The sequence below is a fragment of the Anaerocolumna sp. AGMB13020 genome (assembly GCF_033100115.1).
In the GTDB taxonomy this organism is placed as follows: Bacteria; Bacillota; Clostridia; order Lachnospirales; family Lachnospiraceae; genus Anaerocolumna.
In genome coordinates, this window is the sequence record NZ_CP136910.1 from 5,777,565 (window position 1) to 5,800,727 (window position 23,163).

Genomic DNA, 23,163 nt, shown 5'->3' on the forward strand with positions numbered 1-23,163 from the left:
TAACATAAGCAGATGAAAAAGACAATAGACTATGGTAATATTTAACATTATGTTTACAGAGGGATTAAAAATTAACAATATTCTGCATATACTCGCAGTGTGGTATACAAACAATCAGATTGTGGAGGGGTTTCTTGAGATTTGCAATAATACTCGATATCTATAAAAAATACTCCCTGGAAAATCTGTTGTCAGAATACAACAGATTTTTCAAGAAGTATAATTAACGATAAATCAGATTTATCATATTGAAAGAATATAATGTAATATTTCAAACGGAAAGGTTATGTTATCAGGCTTTTAGGTTCGTAGTTTCCCGAAGTACTAAATCTGCTGAAAAAACTGTTCTTCCGGCCACATTCTCATTATTAAAAATACGCATTAAGGTCAGAACGGTTTGGATACATATAGTCTCTAACTTATTGTCAATGGAGGTCAGTTCCGGTTCACAGCATTTTGCCAGTTTGGAGTTGTTGTGTCCGACGATGGAAATATTTTTAGGAATAGCTAATTTCACGGTTTTTGCAAATTTGACCGCACCGATAGCAATTTCATCATCAGCAGCGATAATTCCATTAAAGCGGCGTCCACTCTTATAAAGTGAAATAAGATAATTCTTAATATCAGTCACATCTCCGGAGCATTCATATACCCGGTTCTGGGATTCTATTTTGTTCTCTTGGGTTGCCTGAAGAAATCCCTCTTTTTTTTGGATACCGCTAAAGGACAGTAGCCGGTATAAAAAAATGGGGTCTGTATAACCACTTTTAATTAATTTATCTGTAATATCATAAACCGCCTGATGCTCATCGCATAGGATACAGAATATATTGGGGGCCTTCAGATAACCGTTAATCAACATTACAGGTACCTGATTGGCTGCTTCTAATATATAATTATTGTCAGAAGAATTTTTTTCTACAAAATTCGAACCCACTAAAATAAGTGCATCCACTTTCTTTGATAAGAGCAGTTTCAGGCAATTTTCCTTGTCCTTTGGCTCATAACCGGTACAGCATAATATGGAATTATAGCCATTGTTTTTTAATTCCCGTTCCAGATAAAATACTGCATTGGCAAGATAGATATCAGAAGAATCAGCACACAGGATACCGATGGTATTCATAGAGTTAAGCCCCAGCCCACGGGCATAAGCATTAGGCATGTAACCGCTTTCTTCTATTATGGATAATACTTTATTTCTGGTTTTTGCACTGACGCTGGGACTGTTATTTAAAACCCGGGATACAGTTGCGATGGAAACACCTGCTTTTTTTGAGATATCATATATATTCATGCCATACCCCTTTCTTTTTCTATCATTTGTTCTTAACTGATTGTAAGAACTTACATAAGTTTGATTATACAGATATTCTTAAAGTATGGCAAGTAACAATTTTTCTGTTGCCTGGTTTTCAATTATTACTTGACAAACAGGTGCGTGAACGATAAAGTAATAATGTAAGCGCTTACATAAGCGATAGACTATTTGAAGCAAGGTGCTAATATCCACACCTGACAGCTTGTTGTTATATCCATTTGGAGGTTTACTTAAGCACAGGCTGGAAGAAAAGAAAAAGATAAACGAGGTAGAGAGATGGTATTATTGGATGACAGTATTTCTAAGGCCAAAGACAGACCAGTTAAGGTCATTCAGTTTGGCGAAGGTAACTTTTTGCGTGCGTTTGCAGATTATATGATTGACATTGCAAATGAAAAGGAATTGTTTGACGGAAGTATAGTGATACTCAAGGCTATTGAATACGGTAGTCTTGACATGTTTCATGAGCAGAAATACCAGTATACACTTACCCTGCGGGGAAAGCAGGACGGTAAGGAGGTTAATGAAAGCCGAATTATCACCTCTGTAAAAGATGCAGTCAGTGTGTATGATGAGTATGAGAAATTTATGGGTCTTGCCGGAATAGACACACTTAGATTTGTAGTATCGAATACCACTGAGGCTGGAATTGCTTTTGATGAGAAGGATTCTTTAGATGCATTGCCGCCTAGAACCTATCCGGCCAAATTAACAAAATTCTTATTTGAGAGATACAAAGCTTTCGCAGGTGACAGGGAGAAAGGTTTAATTATTCTGCCTGTTGAATTAATTGATGACAATGGTATCTTATTAAAAGAATATGTATTGAAGTATGCAAAGCTCTGGAGTTTGGAAGAAGATTTTATAACATGGCTTTTAGAAGCTTGCGTATTTTGCAGTACTTTGGTTGATCGTATTGTTACCGGTTATCCAAAGGATGAGGCAGAAGCAATCTGGGAGAAGCTTGGTTATCAGGATAATCTTCTTGTTACAGCAGAGCCTTTTGGATTATGGGTAATTGAAAGTGAAAAAGATATCAGTAAAGAACTACCCCTTGATAAAGCAGGACTCCCGGTTGTTTTTACAGATAATCAGAAACCCTATAAGCAAAGAAAGGTACGTATCTTAAATGGTGCCCACACCTCTTTTGTCCTGGCTTCTTATCTGGCAGGCAACGATTATGTATTGGAATCCATGAAGGATGAAACGATACGTAACTTTATGCAGAAGGTAATCTATGAGGAGGTTATTCCTACGCTAACATTACCGGAAGAGGAATTGAAAACCTTTGCAGATTCGGTAATCGAGAGATTTGAGAATCCACATATTAAGCATGCACTGCTGTCAATTTCCCTTAATTCTGTATCCAAATGGAGAGCCCGCTGTCTGCCCAGTTTACTGGGATATATTGAAAAAAATAAAACACTGCCTGAGCATCTGGTATTTTCCATAGCTGCGTTACTTTCATTCTATAGCAGCAGTGAAAGAAAAGACGGCAGTTTGGTAGGAAGAAGAAACGGAAAGGAATATATTATTCAGGATGATAAGGAAGTTCTGGATTTTTTTGCAGAGAATTCAGCTAAGACTTCAAAGGAATTCGTAGGCTTGTACTTAAGCAACGCAAATTTCCATGGTCAGGATTTATCCCTTATTCCTTCCCTTAATGAAAAAGTAACGGAATATCTGGAAAGTATTAAACAGAATGGTATGAGAAAGAGCCTGGAAATTTTGGGATAATTTCTGAAGGAATCAGCAGATATCTTAGCCGTGCAAAGGAATTATGAAATATAATCTAATTAATCCGATAATTAATCCGATAAGACCGCACAGAACATAAGAATCATGAATATAGAGCCAGAGCAAGGATAAAACAGCTGTCATCAAAGAAACACTTATGATAACAGCTGTTTTGATTTGTAATTTTAAATAAGCCAAAGAGTTGCAATGAATGTTAGAATTGAAAGTAATTCTTTGCATTATAATAGGAGATATCTTCAACAATTCCAGCTAACTGGGGAAGATCATTGGGATATTCTCCTTTTTCCACCCACTGGCCGATAAGATCGCTGAGAATCCTGCGGAAGTACTCATGCCTGGGGTAGGAGAGAAAACTTCTGGAATCTGTAAGCATTCCAACAAAAGCAGAGAGCATACCGTTATTTGCCAGAGTAACCATCTGATCAGTCATACCGGTTTTATGATCATTAAACCACCAGGCAGAACCATGCTGGAGCTTGCCTCGTACACTGCCATCCTGGAAGCATCCAAGAACCGTCACGATAGCAGCATTATCATTGGGGTTTAAGGAATAGACAATGGTTTTTGGCAGTTCCTCTGTCTCATGAAGTGCATTAAGATAATCAGCTAACTGAGAAGAAAAGCTTACATTGTTGATACAGTCATAACCGGTATCAGGACCCAGAGAACGGAAGCTTCTTTTGTTGTTGTCTCTCTTGGTGCCGTAATGCAGCTGCATAACCCAACCTGCTTCTTTATAAGCCCTTCCTGCAAATAACATGAAAGCGGTTTTATACTGTAGGATTTCCTGCTCTGTTAAGGAATTACCACTTAACTTTTTCTGAAAAATCTCTTCTATTTTCTCAGTATCTGCAGGTATGTACATAACATATTCCAGAGCATGGTCGGATATGCAGCATCCCAGGGAGGTAAAGAAAGCAATTCGGTTCTTTAAGGCTTCCTTCAGGGTTGCAAAGCTGTTAATGGCTATCTTGCTAACCTCAGCCAGCTTTTGCAGATAATCTGTAAAGTCAGGCTTTTCAATGTTTAAAGCTTTGTCCGGACGAAAAGCAGGTAGCACTTTAATGGAGAAGGAAGAGTCGTCTTTCAGCTGTTTATGCCATTCCAGAGAATCTATGGGGTCATCCGTCGTGCATATCGTTTCTACATTGGATAACATCATCAGATTCCTGGCGCTAAATTCAGGGGATGCCAGTTTTTCGTTGCATAAATTCCATACTTCCTCTGCCGTGGACTCATTTAAAGCGCCATAATAACCAAAGAATCTTTGGAGTTCCAGATGGCTCCAATGATATAAAGGATTTCCAATAGCTCTTTGTAATGTCTTCGCCCAGCTTAAGAACTTGTCATAATCCGGTGCATCTCCGGTAATATACGCTTCGTCTATTCCGTTTGCACGCATTAAACGCCATTTATAATGGTCTCCACCTAACCATACCTGTGTAATGTTACCGAATTGTTTGTCCTCTGCAATCTCTTTTGGACTAATATGGCAGTGGTAATCGATAATAGGCAGCTTGGCTGCGAATTGGTGATATAAGGTTTTAGCGGTTTCTGTGGTTAAAAGAAAATCCTGATCCATAAATTTTTGCATGTTTCTCCTCCTGCTTTGCTGTTTTCATTTTGATTTGTAAGTGCTTACATTTGAAATAAAACTTAAGAATTATTATAGCATAGATAAAAGTCAGGTGCAAGGGAGGAATCCCTAAAATACATAATTGACTTTGTCTCAATCCTGTATTAAACTAAATGTAAGAGCTTACATATTTTTATAAAGCGCATATTGTAATATTGCAGATTATTCTATTGCAGAGGCTGGGTATCTAAGTGAAGGCTGAAGCGATTACCTGAAAGGGCTGGATGAATTGAAACAAAGTGATACCACCAGTCCGTTATAAGCAGCTTTCAGACCCCCCAGGAAATGTAAAGGAATATAAGAACAGGAGCAGGAAACAGATTCCAGAAAAGAGGAGCTTTATGAAGGAATATATCAAAATTAATGAACAGGATAATGTAGTGGTTGCATTAAGAGAGTTTAAAGAAGGAGACAGGATACAGGATGGTACCATTGATCTCGTAGTGAAAGAGTCCGTTCCCTCCGGTCATAAAATTGCCCTTCATTTTATGAAAGAAGGAGAAAAGGTAATAAAATACGGTAATCCAATTGGCCTTGCCAAAGCAGATATAGAAGCAGGAACCTGGGTTCACACCCACAATATCAAGACCGGACTTGGTGATATCTGCTCCTATATATATGAAAAAGACTATAAAGAGTTAGAAAGCACAGAAGATGCATATTTCAGAGGGTATCGAAGGAAAGATGGCAAGGTGGGTATCAGAAATGAAATATGGATTATTCCTACGGTTGGTTGTGTTAATAAGATAGCGGCACTCCTTGAGCGAAAGGGCAATTCGATGCTGACCGACAATGTGGAAAAGGTTTGTGCCTTCGAACATCCCTATGGATGTTCTCAGATGGGTGAAGACCAGGAAAATACGAAGAAAATATTGGCTGGACTTGTAAATCATCCCAATGCAGGAGGCGTTCTGGTGATTGGGCTTGGTTGTGAGAACAGCGGTGTAGAGCAGTTAAAGGAACACATTGGTAAATACGACGGGAACAGAGTGAAATTTCTTATCTGTCAGGAGGAAGAGGACGAAGTAGAAGCAGCTCTTAAACTGTTGAGTGGACTGATAGAATATGCTTCTACTTTTGCAAGAGAAGAAATTCCTGTAAAGGAGCTTATTATTGGATTGAAGTGCGGAGGCAGTGACGGCTTTTCCGGTATTACTGCAAATCCGTTAGTAGGAGCCTTTTCGGATATACTGATTTCAAAAGGCGGTACGACAATCTTAACAGAGGTACCTGAGATGTTCGGAGCAGAGACTCTTCTGATGAGCCGTTGCAGAGAAGAAGGAACCTTTGACAAAACAGTTGCAATGATTAATGGTTTTAAGGATTATTATACCTCACATAATCAGACAATTTATGAAAATCCTTCTCCCGGAAATAAGCAAGGGGGTATTTCAACCCTGGAAGACAAATCCTTAGGGTGCACTCAAAAGTCAGGCAATGCACCTGTTTCCGATGTACTTCCTTATGGCTCACCTGTTAAAAGTAAAGGCCTGAACCTGTTGACGGCACCCGGAAATGACCTGGTTGCCGCAACTGCACTTGCAGCTTCTGGAGCACATATTGTACTGTTTACTACCGGCAGGGGTACGCCCTTTGCGTGCCCTGTACCAACAGTGAAAATATCCAGCAACTCAAAGCTGTATGAGAGAAAGAGCAATTGGATCGATTTTAATGCAGGGGTGTTGTTGGAGGAGGGGAAAATGGACAATATAGCCCAGAATTTATTCAGCTTTGTCCTTGACACTGCCTCCGGAAAAACGGTAAAATCTGAAATTGAAGGTTTCCACGATATGGCTGTGTGGAAGGATGGGGTTACACTCTAACTGAGGGGGAATACTTTATATTTTTCCAGAGTGGGTTTTCCAATATCCCCTTTAGAACAGACCTTACTGTGACAGTAAAAAAGGCTAGATTACACTGGTACCAGAATGAAATAAAAGTCATTTATGACAAGTATGGATTCATTATCATAATGCACCTTGTACCAGGTAAGTATAAACCAATATAAAAAGGAGAATTAAAATGGCAAAAGTTATTACTATGGGTGAAATCATGCTTCGTTTATCTACTCCAGGATTCCAGAAGTTTATCCAATCAGACAGTTTTGATGTTAACTATGGCGGAGGAGAAGCAAATGTAGCGGTTTCTCTTGCTAATTATGGACATAAGGCTTATTTCGTATCGAAGGTACCTAACAATCCCATCGGTGAGTGTGCGGTGGCAGCTCTAAGAAAATATAATGTTAACTGTGACCATGTTGCCAAAGGAGGCGAAAGACTCGGAATCTACTACCTTGAGACCGGTGCTTCCATGCGAGCTTCCAATGTAGTATATGACAGAGCACATTCCTCTATAGCAGAAGCACAAGAGAAAGATTTTGACTTCGATGCTATTTTCGATGGTGCCGACTGGTTCCACTTTACAGGCATCACACCTGCTGTCAGCGATAAAGCTGCTGAACTTACAGAACTTGCCTTAAAAGCTGCAAAAGCTAAGGGTATTACTGTATCCGTAGACTTAAATTTCAGAAAGAAACTCTGGTCTTCTGAAAAAGCGCAGAAAGTCATGTCAAATTTAATGCAGTATGTTGATGTATGCATCGGCAACGAAGAGGATGCAGAGAAAGTTCTGGGCTTTAAGCCAAGCGGTACCAATGTAACAAGTGGTGAACTCGAGCTGGCTGGTTATGAAGATATCTTTAAACAGATGATAGATAAATTTGGATTTAAATATGTTATCAGTTCTTTAAGAGAGAGTTATTCTGCTTCTGATAACGGATGGTCTGCCTGTATCTATGATGGAAAAGAGTTTTATCACAGCAAAAAGTACGAGGTGCGTATAGTAGACCGTGTAGGCGGAGGTGATTCCTTTGCAGCCGGACTTATCTGCGGACTGGTAGAAGGAAAAGATATGAAAGCATCTCTTGAATTCGCTGTTGCTGCTTCTGCTTTAAAGCATACTATTCCCGGAGACTTTAACCTGGTATCAAGAAGTGATGTAGAGGCATTAGTGGGCGGAGATGCTTCCGGCAGAGTGCAAAGATAAGAGTGAGAATCAAACGTGAATGTATGCCTGTGGACCAAGTCCGCAGGCCATGAGAAAGGCATGGTTATTGATATGAAATTAGGTATTCGTGCCCATGATATGGAAAGAGCACCCTTAGAGACTCTTGTAGCAAATATTAAGAATAAGGGGCTGACCTGTACCCAGTTGGCATTAAGTAAAGTTATTGACAGCTTTAATGTGGAAGCGGCTGCGCTGACACCGGGAATGGCATTTTATATCAGGGATATATTTGCTAAAAATCAGGTAGACATAGCAGTTCTGGGCTGTTATCTGAACTTGACAGACCCGGATGCAGCTTCAAGAGAGAAGATACATGATATCTATAAAGCGCATATTCGTTTTGCCAGACATTTAGGCTGTGGAATGGTAGGAACCGAAACCGGTGCAGTGAATTCTGCTTATGCATTCGAAGAAGCCAATCACTCAAAAGAGGCACTTGACTGGCTGATAGAAAATGTCAAGAGGCTTGTTGATTATGCGGAGAGTATGGGTGTAATTTTTAGTATTGAACCTGTATATACGCACATCATGAGCGACCTTGACAGAACGTATCAGGTACTTCAGGCGGTAAATTCACCAAATCTGCAGGTGATATTTGACCCGGTGAATATTTTGCATGCAGGTAACTATAAAGAACAGGATGATATTATCAAAGGAGCTTTTGAGTTGTTTGGAAAGGATATTGCTGCCATTCATGTTAAGGATTTTAAGATGGTGGGAGATACCTTTAAACCACTTTCAAGCGGTCAGGGAGATTTCAACTACGAGTTGTTATTTAAGCTGCTTAAAGAGAAAAAACCTTATATACATATCCTGATGGAGGATACGACTCCGGAAAATGTATTTCAGGCTATTGGCTATTTGAAGAACATTTATTATGCAAACTAAGGATTGTATAAGATAAATTAGTACTATTCAAGCGTTACTGCAAATTGTCCATAAATAAAATTAGCAGGTCTGTCAGATGATTGATTAGGTAGATATAACTTAAGGAGGGATGAATTCCCTCCTTAAGTTATAGATATACTGTAATTAAGATAATACTTTTTTTGTTAATATTTTAACTGTTTACAGGTGATATAAAAAGTCCGTCTGTTTTTCAATTCTAAAACAAAAAAGCTACTAACTAACTTTCCTACAGTCAAGTAATTCTGGTTTTCTATAAACAAGTAATTCTGTTTGTCTATAAACAAGATTCTGGTTTTCTATAAACAAGTGATCCTGGTTTTCTATAAACAAGTGATTCTGGTTTTCCTATAAACAAATGTTCCTGGTTTTCTATAAACAAGTGATTCTGGTTTTCTATAAACAAGTGATCCTGGTTTTCTATAAACAAGTGATTCTGGTTTTCCTATAAACAAGTGTTCCTGGTTTTCTATAAACAAGTGATTCTGGTTTTCCTATAAGCAAGTGATCCTGGTTTTCCTATACACAAATGATTCGAGATAAATTGCAAATCTCCAAAACGTCTGATTACATGGTATGATATATTATTATTCATGTCAAAGAAATTAAATATATGGTACGATTTGTTGTTGTATCATTTGCAATTTGATACTGTAATGTGTTAACATGGTAAGGCGTTTATTAATTAAGGTAAGGAGAATATTGTGATTTATCTTTCAGATATAAATGGAGATAATTATAAATCTATCATAAGATTAAGTGTCAATGATGATTAAAAGCCAGGGGATAAGGCAGCTGAAGCCTTGTATAAAAGCTATGGTTTTGTTATTATCGATCGGAATGAAGCAGAGGATGAACCTGCTGAAATAATAATGGAACGAGTTTCATAAAGCAAAAACAGTTAATATTGTATATATATACATTTTGTCAAAAAATATGGATTATATTTCCTGAAAAATCAGAGCTCTTGATTTCTTGGAGCAGATACCTGTTCCGTGAGGGAAAAACACAATAAAACATGATAAAATAAGAAATGTTAAAAAGAAAGCTTGATTATTGGTACATTAAATATTATGATATTGGGGTAGCAGTTTATTGGAATTTCGAATTTCTATTATTTATAAATCAAAATGTATAAACTCAACATCAGAAGAAGCAGGGAGTCTAAAAATCTTTCTGTAAATAAGCAGTTTCATAAGATCTGAAGCCTGAAACTGCAGCATAAAGGAGACGATAGAATGATAAAGCTTTACGAGAAAGGTGCCTACGTCCTGAATGGCACAGAAGTATTTGATGAAAGAGAAGTAACAAGTGATTTACTGGCAGCCAGGACCGGAGAAGTCTGTACGAAAGAAGAAGCCGCTAAACATACTCTGGCATATTCTATCTTAAAGGAACATAATACTTCCGGCAATATGGAGAAGTTAAAAATAAAATTTGATAAACTGACCTCACATGATATTACTTTTGTAGGAATCATACAGACTGCCAGAGCCAGCGGTTTGGAAAAGTTCCCGGTTCCTTATGTACTTACCAATTGTCATAACAGTTTATGTGCGGTAGGCGGTACCATTAACGAAGATGACCATATGTTTGGACTTTCCTGTGCCAAGAAATACGGCGGAATTTATGTACCTCCTCATCAGGCAGTGATCCATCAGTTTGCAAGAGAAATGCTTGCGGGCGGCGGTAAGATGATTTTAGGTTCTGACAGCCATACACGTTACGGTGCCTTGGGAACTATGGCAGTAGGAGAAGGCGGACCTGAATTAGTAAAGCAGCTTTTAAACAGAACTTATGATATTACTATGCCCGGGGTTGTAGGTGTATATCTGACCGGAGAGCCCAGGAAAGGTGTTGGTCCTCAGGATGTTGCCCTTGCAATTATTGGAGCAGTTTTTGAAAAAGGTTATGTTAACAATAAGATAATGGAATTTTTCGGAGATGGTGTAGGTAAGCTATCTGTGGATTTCCGAATCGGAATTGATGTAATGACAACAGAAACTACCTGCCTATCCTCTGTCTGGACAACCGATTCTCAGGTAAAAGAATTCTATGAAATACATAACAGACCGGAAGATTACAAAGAACTTACGCTTGACAAAACCGTATACTATGATGGTCTGATTTATGTGGATTTATCTGAGATTAAACCTATGATCGCAATGCCTTTTCATCCAAGCAATGTTTATACCATCGATGAACTGAATGAAAATCTTTATGATGTATTATCAGAAGTAGAGAAGAAAGCAGCTATCAGCCTTGACAACAGCAATATTACATATAGTCTAAAGGAGAAAATACGAAATAACAGACTTTATGTGGATCAGGGAGTTATTGCCGGATGTGCCGGCGGCGGCTTTGAGAATATTTGCGATGCAACGGATATCTTAAAAGGAAAATATATCGGTGCAGATGAGTTCTCCTTAAGCGTTTATCCTGCCAGTCAGCCTGTGTATATGGAACTTGTGAAGAATGGTTCTGTGGCCAGCCTGATGGAAACCGGTGCAACCATCAGAACTGCTTTCTGCGGTCCTTGTTTTGGTGCAGGAGATGTTCCCTCCAACAACAGTTTCAGTATCAGACATACAACCAGAAACTTTCCTAACAGAGAAGGCTCAAAGATCACCAGCGGACAGATTGCCTCTGTAGCATTGATGGATGCCAGATCAATTGCAGCTACCGCAGCGAATAAAGGTTACTTGACTTCAGCAGAAAATATTGATACAGAATTCCTTAAGCCCAAATATTACTTTGACAGTAAGATTTATGATAACCGTGTATATGATGGTACAAACAACCCTATTCCTGAAACGGAGATCAAGTTTGGTCCCGGAATTGTGGATTGGCCTGCTATGTCAGGACTTACGGAGCATATGGTTTTAAAGGTCGTATCTGTAATTAAAGACCCTGTAACTACAACGGATGAACTTATTCCTTCCGGGGAGACGTCATCCTATCGTTCCAATCCGTTAGGACTTGCGGAATTTACCCTCTCAAGAAAAGATCCGGCTTATGTGGGACGTGCCAAGGAGATACAGTTGGCTGAAAAAGCCAGAATCAAAGGCGATAATATCTTTGAAGCTTGTGAGGAGTTAAAACCTGTTTATGAAGATATCCAAAAAGTATTTAACATAGACCCTCAACAGACGGAAATCGGCAGTGTGATCTATGCGGTGAAACCGGGAGACGGATCTGCCAGAGAACAGGCGGCAAGCTGTCAGAAAGTTCTTGGCGGCTTTGCAAACATTGCGAAAGAATACGCTACAAAGAGATATCGTTCCAATTTGATTAACTGGGGTATGCTTCCGTTCCTGTTACAGGAGTGTGAACTGCCTTTTGAAAATGGAGATTATCTGTTTGTAAAAGATATTAAAAAAGCTGTAATGGATAAGGCTGCTGAAATAAAAGCTTATGTAGTAGGAAAAGGCATGAAAGAGTTCTCGTTAAGACTCGGGGATCTGACCGATGACGAGAGAGAAATTATAGAAAAAGGCTGCCTGATTAATTATTACAGAAGTGAAAAGTAAATAAATTATTATATGATAACCCCTGTAAGTTGTGTTTTTCAACTTAAATGGGGTTATTATATTTATTGGGTATTTGAAAGCTCATCACTTCGCTGGAATTTTCGGCCTGATAATTTGTTTTGATACAGCTAATTGAGGCTGTTTGGAACACAGTAAACATATTATTTAACATTATTCATCTTCGGCTGGAAACATAGGAAGAACACGTTGCTTCTACAGACAGGCTGTGGTAAAATATGAGATTGAATACCTATACTATGAAATGTATAATCAGGAGTGAGTTTATGAATAAAATAATTGATGGTAAGATGATAGCTGAACAGATCAAAAATGAAGTGAAAGAAGAAACAGCAAGGTTAAAAGAGCAGGGAGTAAGAGTCACCCTGGCGGTTGTTCAGGTGGGCAGTGATCCAGCCTCCGGTGTTTATGTGAAAAATAAAAAGAAGGCCTGCGAGTATGTAGGCTTTGAATCACTTTCTTATGAATTAAAGGAAGATACCTCCCAGGAAGAACTCCTTGCTTTAATTCGGGAATTGAATGAGAAGAAGGAAGTAAACGGAATTCTTGTTCAGCTTCCGTTACCTGCGCATATAAATGAGGATGTTATTATTAAGGCTATCTTACCGGCGAAAGATGTAGACGGCTTTCACCCTGAAAATGTAGGATATTTAAGTACCGGTCAGAAGGGCTTCGTATCCTGTACACCGGCTGGTGTGATTGAACTGCTGAAACGCTCCGGAATTTCTATAAGCGGAAAAGAATGTGTGGTAATAGGCAGAAGCAACATTGTCGGTAAACCCATGGCGGCTCTTTTATTAAGAGAGGATGCAACCGTTACTATATGCCATTCAAGAACTTTGGATTTGAAGGCGGTTACAAAACGTGCGGATATTCTGGTAGCCGCCCTTGGAAAACCTAAGTTTATAACAAAAGATTATGTGAAAGAAGGCGCCTTTGTTATAGATGTGGGAATTCACAGAGGTGCAGATAATAAGCTTTGCGGAGACGTTGACTTTGAAGATGTAATAGACCATGTCAGTGCTATAACACCTGTTCCGGGTGGCGTTGGTCCCATGACCATTGCCATGCTGATGAGAAACTGTTTGGAAAGTGCGAAAAAATAAGGTTCCACTGATATCATAAAAAGTGAAGAAGAAAGGTTGAACAATTATGACAGGCAGTAACCATATTATAAAGGACGGAACCAGCTATATGGTTCTGAAATATGAAGACAGTCCCTATGTGCCAGCGGATTTCTGTATTTACCCGGTATGGGAAAAGGATAAGAACTTTCAATACAGCGGAAATCTTGAGATAAAGGAATACCAGTTGTATCTAAGAGATCTATCCGTCTTTTGTGACCGTAATTTCCCCGAAATTGGTGATATTAAACCCACGATCAGTGAGATAAGTTATGGTATTACCCATGCGAGTTACGAGGGAATCCATATACCACTTAAATTCACCGGAGGGTTAATTGCTGGAAACGGACTTATAAAAGAATATGATACCGGTATGATCTGCTCAGGACGTTATTATGAACCGCTGCACTGTTATCAGGCAGTGGTAGAGCTGATCTTTCAGGATGGAAGGCTGGTAACGGAAATAGATCATAGCAAAGCTATGGCGAGAATCAGAAAGAACCTGGATCTGGGGCTGCGATCTCTTGAAAAAGAAAGAGATGTAAAATGTATCAGGCATTTCATAAAGACTTCTTTTATAGGAGATTATGAACATCCGGGAAAACATAAGAAAATAAAACTCATAAATATCAATAACTATATTAAGAAGCTCAAAAAAGTAACAGAATAATAAGGCATAAAAAAGGTGTGTTCAAAAGCGGTGTTTGCTTTTTGGACACACCTGTTTCGAAAGGATGATATATCACGTTAACGAAAAAATTAAAATCTCATTATCTTACAATACTTGAGAAAGAAGATAAGGTTACGGCCAAAGAACTGAAAGAATTTTTAGTGCTTTATGAAAAAGAATCACAAGGAAGAATTATCTTTAGCCCAAATCACTTACTTGAGCTCTATTTATATCAATATTATATTGAAAGTGAAGGCTTTGAAATAATCGATTTGAAAATTCATGCTTTATATCGGCTTATGGCGGATAAATACAGCAAAAAGGACAGGGTTCAGGAAGCAATTGAACTTTTTGGAAAATCACTTGCTGTTAATCCTTTGGATATAGAGACCCGATACGGGTTAGCGAAAATGTACCGCAGAACCGGTAAGTGGGATTTGCTGTATAAAACAGCAGAGGAGCTGTATCCCTTTTGCTATACCACCAGTGATTTAAGCAGATATTATCGAATTCTCGGTGAGTATTATCTTGAAACCTACAAACCGGAAGTTTCAGTGGCAGCTTATACCTATAGTAATTTTTTCAACCCAACTGAAACTGCCGATAAAGAGATTCGATTCCTGGAAAAAGCACAGAATAAGAAATTTGCTTTTAATAATATACAAGAGCTGCAGAATATTCTAATGAAAGAGGGTATCCCCTTGGGAGGAAAAAATGAAACCCTTGGTATCTTGTATAAGACAGGTATGCAGGAAATGGAAAAGAATAATACGGAATACGCCTGTTATCTTTTACTGTTTTTGTACCAGCTTACAAAAGATGAAGAAACAGGTGAAATATTAAAGAATTTCAACTTGGTTTAATCGAAAGCTCTAATAGCTGAAGAGCTGACTGCTAGAGCCGGATGATGAATTAGTAAGTAGTGATAACTCTTTTCTCAAAATAAAAATGCGGACTCCGAAGAATCCGCATTATGACTTAAAGTATTATTCTGTTATTTCATCTACAGTATTGTAGCTGGAACCAGCGTTGTAGGAGAAGCTAATGGAATCGCCAACATTATATTTAATAATTTGAGGGAATTTAGAAACATTAACATCAAAAATCTCATCATTTCCCTGAAGCAGTATATAGTAGTGGGAATTTCCGTCTATAACCACATCGGAAATTTTACTGATATAACCGCTTATAGTAAGCTGAGCTCCGGTTTCCTCCGTAATGATATTATCATCTCTTAATTTTGCCAGATATAATTTCTCACATTCCTTAATGGTTTCTGCAGTGGCAACAATCTGATATCTGGAGATATTAACCATGGCATAGCTCTTAACAAGTCCCGCAGCATCTTTTAATGCAATAAAGTAGGTGGGTTCTCCTCCAATATTTAATAGAAGAGGGAAGGTTGCTGTATAACCAAGATGCTGTACCTGACCTTCAGCAGAAGCCATAGCGGAGTATTCTTCCGCACCGGGGATAGGATAATATCTTGTCTCCGCTGTTCGCTGATTCATAAGGACAAAACCTACGTTGGATTCATCACCACCTACGGAAGTAATACCAGTATATACCCAGACATCATCTTCCAGTGCCAGATAATTATAGCCTTCCGTAGTTTTTAAGGAGTCCTTCTGACTGAAAACAGAGTTAAAATAACCATGTTTTAAGGTGCCGTAATAATTATATTGACTGATTAACAACTCTGCGGAATAAACACGATCCACCCATTGGGGCACTTCGGAGACCTTATAGTTGGTAAGATCACCTGTAACGGCATTTACAAGAATAACTCTGCCAACGGTTTCACCACCGAACAAACCAATAGTATAATCCTTAACAGGGCATACCCAGTATGGAACTCCTGCTTCATCAATTTCAAAATTATAAGAAGAAAAAACGTAAGTAGGATAATGGAATCTTAGATAACGGGGTAAATATCTGCCGAAATGATCGGACATGGAATATTTTATTCCCTCGGAAAGCTTAACAAGTTCCACATTTTCTGTTGCCATATCGATTCGCATATAGGCTGGAATACCATCACCTTTGTTTGTAAGCCATTTAATAGTGTTTCCGTATTCCAAAGGAGTAACACGGGTTGGCGCACCTTGATAATTGATCTGGGTATAATTGTCTGCTACCTCAAACTGGGATACATATTCTGTTATGCTTCCCATTTTTCTGGAGCCTAAAAGACTTGCAGAATCTTTGTCAAGTACAGGAATCTCTGAATAAGAGATTTCTTCGATATCAGTCTTAAAAGCTCCTTCATTAACCGTTAAAAGCTTCTGATATTTACCGGAGTTAATAATAGGGGAGGAAAGCAAGGAGCCGGCAATATAAAATACAACTACGATTAATGTAATTCCGACGGATATCTTAACCGGCATACCAGCAATCAAATCTTGAACTGAATGGACACTTCGGCTTTTGTTGGTGGCAAAACCAATGATGACAGTTAATAGGATCAGAGCTGTTATCACAAATATCCAAAAACCATGAGAATGGATGTTTACAGCAGGAAGTGTTGCATAATAATAACAAAATACCAGAACGAAGAAGGATAATAATCCAATAATAATATTTCTTGTTTTTTTCATATACCATAACCTTTCGTTTAATTTCTTCTATCTTAACAAATAAAGGATAAAAGTCAATTATAATCAGATTAAAATTTGCAAAAGATTAAATAATAATAAAAATGTTTCCTTTTCAGCAAAAAGCTGTTAAAATGTCAAAGGTAACATTTAGTATACAAATATTTGGAGGTATGAATGAATATATTTTTTGTTTCACTGGGTTGCGATAAAAATCTGGTGGACAGTGAGATAATGCTTGGAATAATTAAGGAATATGGTTTTACCATAACCGATGAGGAGGATAAAGCGGATATTATAATTGTGAATACCTGCTGCTTTATCAATGACGCAAAAGAAGAAAGTATTAATACTATCCTTGAAATGGGGCAGTATAAGAAAACAGGAATATTAAAAGGCCTTATAGTTACAGGATGTCTGGCACAGCGATATAAGGAAGATATCTTAAATGAGATACCTGAAGTGGATGCGGTAGTCGGTACAAAAAGATATGAGGAAATAGCAACTGTAATTGAAGATGTATTAAATGGAAGCAAGTCCGTTAAAGTGGAAGAAACTGCCACAGCAACTGTGCAGACAGAAAAACATAAACGTATTAATACTACTGGGGGGTACTTCTCCTATTTAAAGATTGCCGAGGGCTGTAATAAATACTGTACCTATTGTATCATTCCTAAAATCAGAGGCAACTATCAGAGCAGACCAATGGAAGAAGTGCTTGAAGAAGCGAAAGACCTGGCGGATAATGGGGTGAAAGAATTGATTCTGGTTGCCCAGGAGACTACACTTTACGGAAAAGACCTTTTCGGTGAAAAGAAACTTCCGGAGCTCTTAAGACAATTATGTAAGATTGAAGGAATTGAATGGATTCGAATCCTTTATTGCTATCCTGAAGAGATTACCAAAGAACTGATAGAAGTAATCAAGACTGAAAAGAAAATCTGTCATTATCTTGATATGCCTATCCAGCATGCCAGCGATAATGTATTAAAGAAAATGGGCAGAAGAACCAGCAAAGCGGAACTGGTTCAGAAGGTACAGGAACTCAGAAAAGAAATTCCTGATATTGCCCTTAGAACTACCTTGATAACAGGTTTTCCGGGAGAGACGGAAGAAGACCATGAAGAGCTGAAAAGCTTTGTGGAGGAAATGGGATTTGACAGATTGGGTGTATTTACTTATTCAAAAGAAGAGGATACGCCTGCTGCTAAAATGCCTTCCCAGATAAAAAAAGCAGTAAAAGTAAAACGTCAGAAAGAGATTATGGCCTTACAGCAGAAAATCGCTTTTGAGAAAGCCGAGGAAAAAGTCGGCAACAGATTAAACGTACTAATTGAAGGCAAACTCCCGGAGGAAGCCATTGAGGAATACGGAATGGAAGACGGGAATGTCTATATTGGAAGGACCTATATGGATGCTCCTAATGTGGATGGTTATATTTTTATACCTACAAGAGCAGAAATTATGTCAGGCGAAATCGTTGAAGCTGTGGTTACTGATGCGAAAGGATATGATTTAATTGGTGAACTGGTTCACTAGTCGATGAATTTCGGACGAAAAAGAACCGTTTCTAATTTATACGAATATTCTGTATTTAAAAAAGATTTTTTCAGCCACGATTTGTGTTATAAAATCAAAGAGTTAATAACATGAAAGGAGTTAGGTTGAAAAATAAATGCTTCAACCGCAAGTTTGTGCTTGCGTACCACAAACTTGGTATGCGCAAAGAGTGTGCGCAAGAATAGAGGTTAAAATGAATCTGCCGAATAAAATTACAATAGCAAGGGCATGTATGATTCCAGTATTTTTGATTTTCTTTTTAATACCCGGTATACCTGGCGGTAAATATGCTGCTGGTGTCATCTTTATTGTTGCATCCTTATCCGATGCACTTGATGGATATCTGGCAAGAAAGCATAACCTTGTTACCAACTTTGGTAAGTTTGCAGATCCTCTTGCAGACAAATTATTAGTCTGTGCTGCACTTATCTGTTTTGTTGAGCTTAAGCTTGTACCGGCTTGGATTATCGTCGTAATTATTTCAAGGGAATTTATTATCAGCGGTTTCCGTCTGGTGGCATCTGATAATGGTGTAGTAATTGCTGCAAGTAATATAGCAAAGTTTAAGACAACAGCACAAATGATTATGGCGGTTTTACTGATATTCCATTTTGATAATCCCATCTTACTTGTGCTGGAACAGGTATTTATCTATCTGTCTCTTTTATTGACAGTGGTATCTTTGCTGGATTATCTCTATAAGAATAGAAAAGTTCTTACAGAACAAAAGTAGACAATTAGTGGATAAGAAGGAAAGCATATTAGAAAGGTTGCCACGATGTGAATCTTTCATGCTTTTCATTGGTGGTGGTATCACAGACAAATCTGTGATATGCAATGGGGGTATAATATGACAGTAGAATTAATCAGTGTAGGAACAGAAATACTTCTTGGAAACATTGTTAATACCAATGCAAGCTATCTTGCAGAAAGATGTGCTGCACTGGGTTTGTCTAGCTATTACCAGGTATCTGTCGGAGACAATGAGGACAGACTTACCCAGGTATTGTCACAAGCATTAAATAGAAGTGATGTGGTTATCTTAACAGGTGGCTTAGGTCCCACGGAAGATGACCTGACAAAGGAAGTAACTGCTAAAGTGTTACAGAAAGAACTTACGGTAGATCCTTTTACGGTGGAAAGAATTGAAGAGTATTTTAAAGATAGGGACAAAAAGGACATACCTGAAAACAACTGGAAACAGGCTGAAGTAATAGAAGGGTCTCTTGTTCTATACAATAATAACGGCACAGCTCCTGGTCTGATTGCAAAAACAGAAGATGGAAAATCAATTGTATTGCTGCCTGGACCTCCTGGAGAACTGATTCCAATGTTTGAAGATGCTGTTTTTCCTTATCTGAAAAGCCTGTCTCAGAATGTTTTATATTCTGAAATGGTTAAGGTCTGTGGAATTGGTGAGAGCAAAGCGGAACTTATGGTCAAGGATTTAATTGCTGCTCAGACTAACCCTACCATTGCCACCTATGCCAAAAACGGTGAGGTTCATTTTCGTGTAACAGCACTTGCTGCTTCCGAAGAGGAAGGAAAGGTATTCACGGCTCCGCTGGTGGAAGAACTTAAGAACCGCTTTGGAGACACTATCTATACTACAGAAGAGAAGGTATCCCTGGAAGAAGCAGTAATTAAGCTACTGATAAAACATGAGCTGACTCTTGCCACTGCTGAGTCCTGTTCCGGTGGACTGCTCTCTGGAAAACTGGTAAATGTCTCTGGTGCTTCCGCGGTATTTGAAGAAGGTTTCGTTACTTATTCTAACAAAGCAAAAATGAAATACCTTGGTGTTTCGGAAGATACCCTGAAAGCTTTTGGTGCAGTCAGCAAAGAAACTGCGGCCGAGATGGCGCAAGGTGCCAGCAGAGCAGCAGACAGCAGAGCGGCATTATCAGTGACCGGTATTGCCGGCCCTGATGGGGGGACTGAACATAAACCTGTTGGTCTTGTGTATATTGGATGCCATCTGAATGGTAAAACAGAAGTCAGAGAGTTCCATTTCAGAGGGAATCGTCAAAAGGTCAGGGAGTATACTGTAATCTGTGCTCTGGACTTTCTGCGGACGAGTATATTGAAAGAATGTGAAAATGGAAATATAAAGTAATTTACAATAAGTGGAGAATATAGGAAAACAGTACAAAAAAACAGATAATTCTATTGCTTTAAAGATCATTGCTTAACAAATAACATGGTTTTAACATAAAAATGACATACTTGGCCCATATATTATAAATGGAGTGAGTATAAATGCTATGCCTATGTTTGGTAATTCAGTAGGAGTGATTAGAATGAAAAATACTGCAGGGAAGCTTATTGTAATCCTGATTTTATTTCTGATGGTTGTAACAACAGCATGTACCCAAAGGGACGATACAAAGGAGGATATAAAACCTTCTGTTAATACCATATTAACGCCCGAAGGAGGTACAGACCCAGAGACTAAAATTGGCGTTGCACCAGCTGCAACAAAAGAAATTCCTATTTATACGATTAATGAAAGCACACAGGAAGTGGAGGCTGCAACAGCTATTATAAACGAAGATACGGAAATTACACCTGAGCTTATAGTAGACCAGGTTATTGACTCCCTGGCTGAACGTTTAATCGATGTAGGAGTTGAAAGTGTAACAACTGAGAAGGATACAGTTATCGTTAGTTTTACAGGAGATACACCACCTGTTAGTAATGTAGATTTATCCGTTGAGACAACCATACTGGATTCTATTGCCCAGAGCCTGGTAGATAACCTGCCGGAATACCCTAAGGTAATTTTCCGGGTTGCCGGAGAACCTTATCAATCCGCAAATCTGTCATATGACCTTAATGGTGTTTACCTGGACGGAAATAAATCAAAATAATAATTATCGGGGGCTGTTGCAATTTAAGTATCAGAGTTTTTTGCAGCAGCCCTTTCAAAGGTTATAAGCAATTTCTTTTTCTGATTTTAACACGCCAAGGCGTGAATGGAGATAAAAATGAATAATGGAAGTAACAGGATAATCGTGATAGGTGCAGGCGCTGCCGGAATGATGGCTGCCATATTTGCTGCAAGGAATGGTCATGATGTCCTTCTATTGGAGAAAAACGATAAAGCAGGCAAGAAACTCTACATTACCGGTAAAGGCCGGTGTAATATAACAAATGCATGTGACATGGAGGATTTGTTTCATAATGTTATGAGCAATCCCAAATTCCTATATGGTGCTTTTTATGGCTATACGAACTATGATGTCATTGATTTTTTTGAACAGTTGGGTATGAAGACAAAGATTGAAAGAGGCGGCAGGGTGTTTCCGGAATCAGATAAATCCTCTGATGTAATCGGTGCACTTTTAAAAGAATTGAAACGGCTTCAGGTAGAAATCAGATATCAGTGTGAAGTGGAAGAAGTATTGACTGAAGACGGAAATGCCAAAGGTGTCCTTTTAAAGAATACCAAAGAAAGGTTATATTCCGATAAAATAATTGTTGCTACGGGAGGTCTGTCCTACCCTTCAACCGGATCAAACGGAGATGGCTACCGATTTGCAAAAGTGATGGGACATGCTGTAACAAAGCTGAACCCTTCTCTGGTACCAATGAATATCAAAGAAATTGAGCTGGTAAAAGAACTTCAGGGCCTGGCGCTTAAAAACATTGAGATAACAATAACCAGTCAGGGGAAAGCAGTTTATACTGATTTCGGCGAGCTGCTCTTTACGCACTTTGGCGTCAGTGGACCGGTAATTTTAAGTGCCAGCAGTTATTGTATTCCGCATATGGGTAATAAAGATCTCGTTCTTACCATTGATTTAAAGCCTGCCTTGACGAAAGAACAACTGGATACAAGAATATTAAGAGATTTTGATGAATTTAAAAATAAACAATATAAGAATGCACTTGATCAGCTATTGCCACGAAAGCTGATTCAAGTTATAATAGCATTAAGCAAAATTGATCCGGAAAAGAAAGTCAATCTCATTACGAAAGAAGAAAGAAAAAGACTTATTGATGTCTTAAAAGCAATGCCACTTCATATTGACAGTCTCAGAGGATATAATGAAGCTGTCATAACCAAAGGTGGAATTACCATAAAAGAAATTAATCCGTCTACCATGGAATCAAAGCTCGTTTCGGGAGTATACTATATCGGAGAAGTATTGGATCTGGATGCATTAACCGGTGGATTCAATCTTCAGATTGCCTGGTCAACAGCTTATATTGCAGGAAATGCAGTATGATTTATTAGTTTATAGTGATAATAATCAAAAGACTAAAATTCATTTAAAATAGGAAGAAAACTACATGCAAAACAAACAAAAGCATTACAGCATAGCAATAGATGGCCCTGCTGGAGCCGGTAAAAGTACTATTGCAAAGCTTGTAGCAAAAGAGCTACGGTTTATATATGTGGATACTGGTGCAATGTATCGTGCCATGGGATTACTGATATTAAAGGAAGGCATTGATATCGGAGAGGAAGAAGCAGTAGGAGATTTTTGTGAAAAAGCTGAAGTGAGCCTGAAATATCAGGAGGGCAGACAGCAGATTTATCTGAATGGTGAAAATGTAACAGACAGTATCCGAACAGAAGAAGCCGGGAAAATGGCTTCAGCTGTAGCCAAATTCAAGGCAGTCCGTGCGAAGATGGTTGATATTCAGAAAAAAATTGCGGATTCCAACCATATTATTATGGATGGAAGAGATATAGGTACGGTGGTGCTTCCCTTTGCCGATTTAAAAATTTACCTGACAGCTGAAGTTGGAGTCAGAGCTGAAAGAAGATTTAAGGAATTGACGGAGAAGGGAATTTACTGTAATATAGAAGAAATAGAAAAAGATATTATAGCCAGAGATTATCAGGATATGAACAGAGAAGTATCACCCCTGAGACAGGCGGAGGATGCTGTTCTTCTGGATTGTTCTCATCTTTCCATTGAAGAGGTGGCAGGTTCTATTATTAAGCTGTTCAGAGAAAAATTAAACTGA

General features: G+C 38.5%; 17 protein-coding genes. 14 read left to right on the top strand and 3 right to left on the bottom strand.

The features are described 5' to 3' along the window. Positions 1 to 292: 292 nt before the first annotated feature. On the bottom strand, positions 293 to 1,297 hold the full coding sequence (locus R2R35_RS24345; RefSeq protein WP_317732433.1) for a LacI family DNA-binding transcriptional regulator: 1,005 nt from the start codon (positions 1,295 to 1,297) through the stop codon (positions 293 to 295). Between the two features lie 300 nt (positions 1,298 to 1,597). Between R2R35_RS24345 and R2R35_RS24350 the strand changes: the two genes are divergently transcribed. Beyond that, positions 1,598 to 3,058: a tagaturonate reductase gene (locus R2R35_RS24350; protein WP_317732434.1), complete on the top strand. Its 1,461-nt coding sequence runs from the start codon at positions 1,598 to 1,600 to the stop codon at positions 3,056 to 3,058. 214 nt (positions 3,059 to 3,272) lie between these two features. Here the strand turns inward: R2R35_RS24350 and uxaC are convergent, their stop codons facing one another. Further along, complete coding sequence (gene uxaC, locus R2R35_RS24355; protein ID WP_317732435.1) at positions 3,273 to 4,673, bottom strand: glucuronate isomerase; 1,401 nt, start codon at positions 4,671 to 4,673, stop codon at positions 3,273 to 3,275. Between the two features lie 383 nt (positions 4,674 to 5,056). On the opposite strand from uxaC, the gene R2R35_RS24360 reads away from it, so the two are divergent. From R2R35_RS24360 to R2R35_RS24390, 7 genes are all read left to right on the top strand, one after another. Further along, positions 5,057 to 6,538: a UxaA family hydrolase gene (locus R2R35_RS24360; protein ID WP_317732436.1), complete on the top strand. Its 1,482-nt coding sequence runs from the start codon at positions 5,057 to 5,059 to the stop codon at positions 6,536 to 6,538. A gap of 199 nt (positions 6,539 to 6,737) precedes the next feature. Then, complete coding sequence (locus tag R2R35_RS24365; protein ID WP_317732437.1) at positions 6,738 to 7,760, top strand: sugar kinase; 1,023 nt, start codon at positions 6,738 to 6,740, stop codon at positions 7,758 to 7,760. 15 nt (positions 7,761 to 7,775) lie between these two features. Beyond that, the gene (locus R2R35_RS24370; RefSeq protein WP_317732438.1) at positions 7,776 to 8,669 is read left to right on the top strand and encodes a sugar phosphate isomerase/epimerase family protein; all 894 of its coding nucleotides are present in this window, start codon (positions 7,776 to 7,778) and stop codon (positions 8,667 to 8,669) included. 1,256 nt (positions 8,670 to 9,925) lie between these two features. Next, positions 9,926 to 12,217, top strand: coding sequence for a hydratase (locus R2R35_RS24375; protein ID WP_317732439.1), 2,292 nt, complete (start codon positions 9,926 to 9,928; stop codon positions 12,215 to 12,217). Positions 12,218 to 12,501: 284 nt separating this feature from the next. After that, complete coding sequence (gene folD, locus R2R35_RS24380; protein ID WP_317732440.1) at positions 12,502 to 13,341, top strand: bifunctional methylenetetrahydrofolate dehydrogenase/methenyltetrahydrofolate cyclohydrolase FolD; 840 nt, start codon at positions 12,502 to 12,504, stop codon at positions 13,339 to 13,341. A gap of 46 nt (positions 13,342 to 13,387) precedes the next feature. Continuing rightward, positions 13,388 to 14,029, top strand: a complete 642-nt coding sequence (locus R2R35_RS24385) for a hypothetical protein (RefSeq protein WP_317732441.1) — start codon at positions 13,388 to 13,390, stop codon at positions 14,027 to 14,029. A 161-nt stretch (positions 14,030 to 14,190) separates the two neighbouring features. Beyond that, on the top strand, positions 14,191 to 14,892 hold the full coding sequence (locus tag R2R35_RS24390; protein WP_317732442.1) for a tetratricopeptide repeat protein: 702 nt from the start codon (positions 14,191 to 14,193) through the stop codon (positions 14,890 to 14,892). A gap of 123 nt (positions 14,893 to 15,015) precedes the next feature. Here R2R35_RS24390 and R2R35_RS24395 read toward each other — a convergent pair whose 3' ends face one another. Then, positions 15,016 to 16,626: a CvpA family protein gene (locus R2R35_RS24395; RefSeq protein ID WP_317732443.1), complete on the bottom strand. Its 1,611-nt coding sequence runs from the start codon at positions 16,624 to 16,626 to the stop codon at positions 15,016 to 15,018. Positions 16,627 to 16,800: 174 nt separating this feature from the next. On the opposite strand from R2R35_RS24395, the gene rimO reads away from it, so the two are divergent. The 6 genes from rimO (at position 16,801) to cmk (ending at position 23,163) form a co-directional block, all read left to right on the top strand. Further along, positions 16,801 to 18,162: a 30S ribosomal protein S12 methylthiotransferase RimO gene (rimO, locus tag R2R35_RS24400; protein ID WP_317732444.1), complete on the top strand. Its 1,362-nt coding sequence runs from the start codon at positions 16,801 to 16,803 to the stop codon at positions 18,160 to 18,162. Between the two features lie 214 nt (positions 18,163 to 18,376). Next, positions 18,377 to 18,916: a CDP-diacylglycerol--glycerol-3-phosphate 3-phosphatidyltransferase gene (gene pgsA, locus R2R35_RS24405; RefSeq protein WP_317732445.1), complete on the top strand. Its 540-nt coding sequence runs from the start codon at positions 18,377 to 18,379 to the stop codon at positions 18,914 to 18,916. A gap of 117 nt (positions 18,917 to 19,033) precedes the next feature. Continuing rightward, complete coding sequence (locus R2R35_RS24410) at positions 19,034 to 20,299, top strand: competence/damage-inducible protein A (protein ID WP_317732446.1); 1,266 nt, start codon at positions 19,034 to 19,036, stop codon at positions 20,297 to 20,299. Between the two features lie 184 nt (positions 20,300 to 20,483). After that, a complete protein-coding gene (locus R2R35_RS24415; RefSeq protein WP_317732447.1) occupies positions 20,484 to 21,053 on the top strand; it encodes a GerMN domain-containing protein in 570 nt (189 codons plus the stop codon). Positions 21,054 to 21,170: 117 nt separating this feature from the next. Continuing rightward, positions 21,171 to 22,415: an NAD(P)/FAD-dependent oxidoreductase gene (locus tag R2R35_RS24420; RefSeq protein WP_317732448.1), complete on the top strand. Its 1,245-nt coding sequence runs from the start codon at positions 21,171 to 21,173 to the stop codon at positions 22,413 to 22,415. 64 nt (positions 22,416 to 22,479) lie between these two features. Then, on the top strand, positions 22,480 to 23,163 hold the full coding sequence (cmk, locus tag R2R35_RS24425) for a (d)CMP kinase (protein WP_317732449.1): 684 nt from the start codon (positions 22,480 to 22,482) through the stop codon (positions 23,161 to 23,163).

Coding starts and splice junctions, on each gene's coding strand:
- R2R35_RS24345 (WP_317732433.1), bottom strand. CDS start 1,297: ATGAATATATATGATATCTCAAAAAAAGCAGGTGTTTCCATCGCAACT.
- R2R35_RS24350 (WP_317732434.1), top strand. CDS start 1,598: ATGGTATTATTGGATGACAGTATTTCTAAGGCCAAAGACAGACCAGTT.
- uxaC (WP_317732435.1), bottom strand. CDS start 4,673: ATGCAAAAATTTATGGATCAGGATTTTCTTTTAACCACAGAAACCGCT.
- R2R35_RS24360 (WP_317732436.1), top strand. CDS start 5,057: ATGAAGGAATATATCAAAATTAATGAACAGGATAATGTAGTGGTTGCA.
- R2R35_RS24365 (WP_317732437.1), top strand. CDS start 6,738: ATGGCAAAAGTTATTACTATGGGTGAAATCATGCTTCGTTTATCTACT.
- R2R35_RS24375 (WP_317732439.1), top strand. CDS start 9,926: ATGATAAAGCTTTACGAGAAAGGTGCCTACGTCCTGAATGGCACAGAA.
- folD (WP_317732440.1), top strand. CDS start 12,502: ATGAATAAAATAATTGATGGTAAGATGATAGCTGAACAGATCAAAAAT.
- R2R35_RS24385 (WP_317732441.1), top strand. CDS start 13,388: ATGACAGGCAGTAACCATATTATAAAGGACGGAACCAGCTATATGGTT.
- R2R35_RS24395 (WP_317732443.1), bottom strand. CDS start 16,626: ATGAAAAAAACAAGAAATATTATTATTGGATTATTATCCTTCTTCGTT.
- rimO (WP_317732444.1), top strand. CDS start 16,801: ATGAATATATTTTTTGTTTCACTGGGTTGCGATAAAAATCTGGTGGAC.
- pgsA (WP_317732445.1), top strand. CDS start 18,377: ATGAATCTGCCGAATAAAATTACAATAGCAAGGGCATGTATGATTCCA.
- R2R35_RS24410 (WP_317732446.1), top strand. CDS start 19,034: ATGACAGTAGAATTAATCAGTGTAGGAACAGAAATACTTCTTGGAAAC.
- R2R35_RS24415 (WP_317732447.1), top strand. CDS start 20,484: ATGAAAAATACTGCAGGGAAGCTTATTGTAATCCTGATTTTATTTCTG.
- R2R35_RS24420 (WP_317732448.1), top strand. CDS start 21,171: ATGAATAATGGAAGTAACAGGATAATCGTGATAGGTGCAGGCGCTGCC.
- cmk (WP_317732449.1), top strand. CDS start 22,480: ATGCAAAACAAACAAAAGCATTACAGCATAGCAATAGATGGCCCTGCT.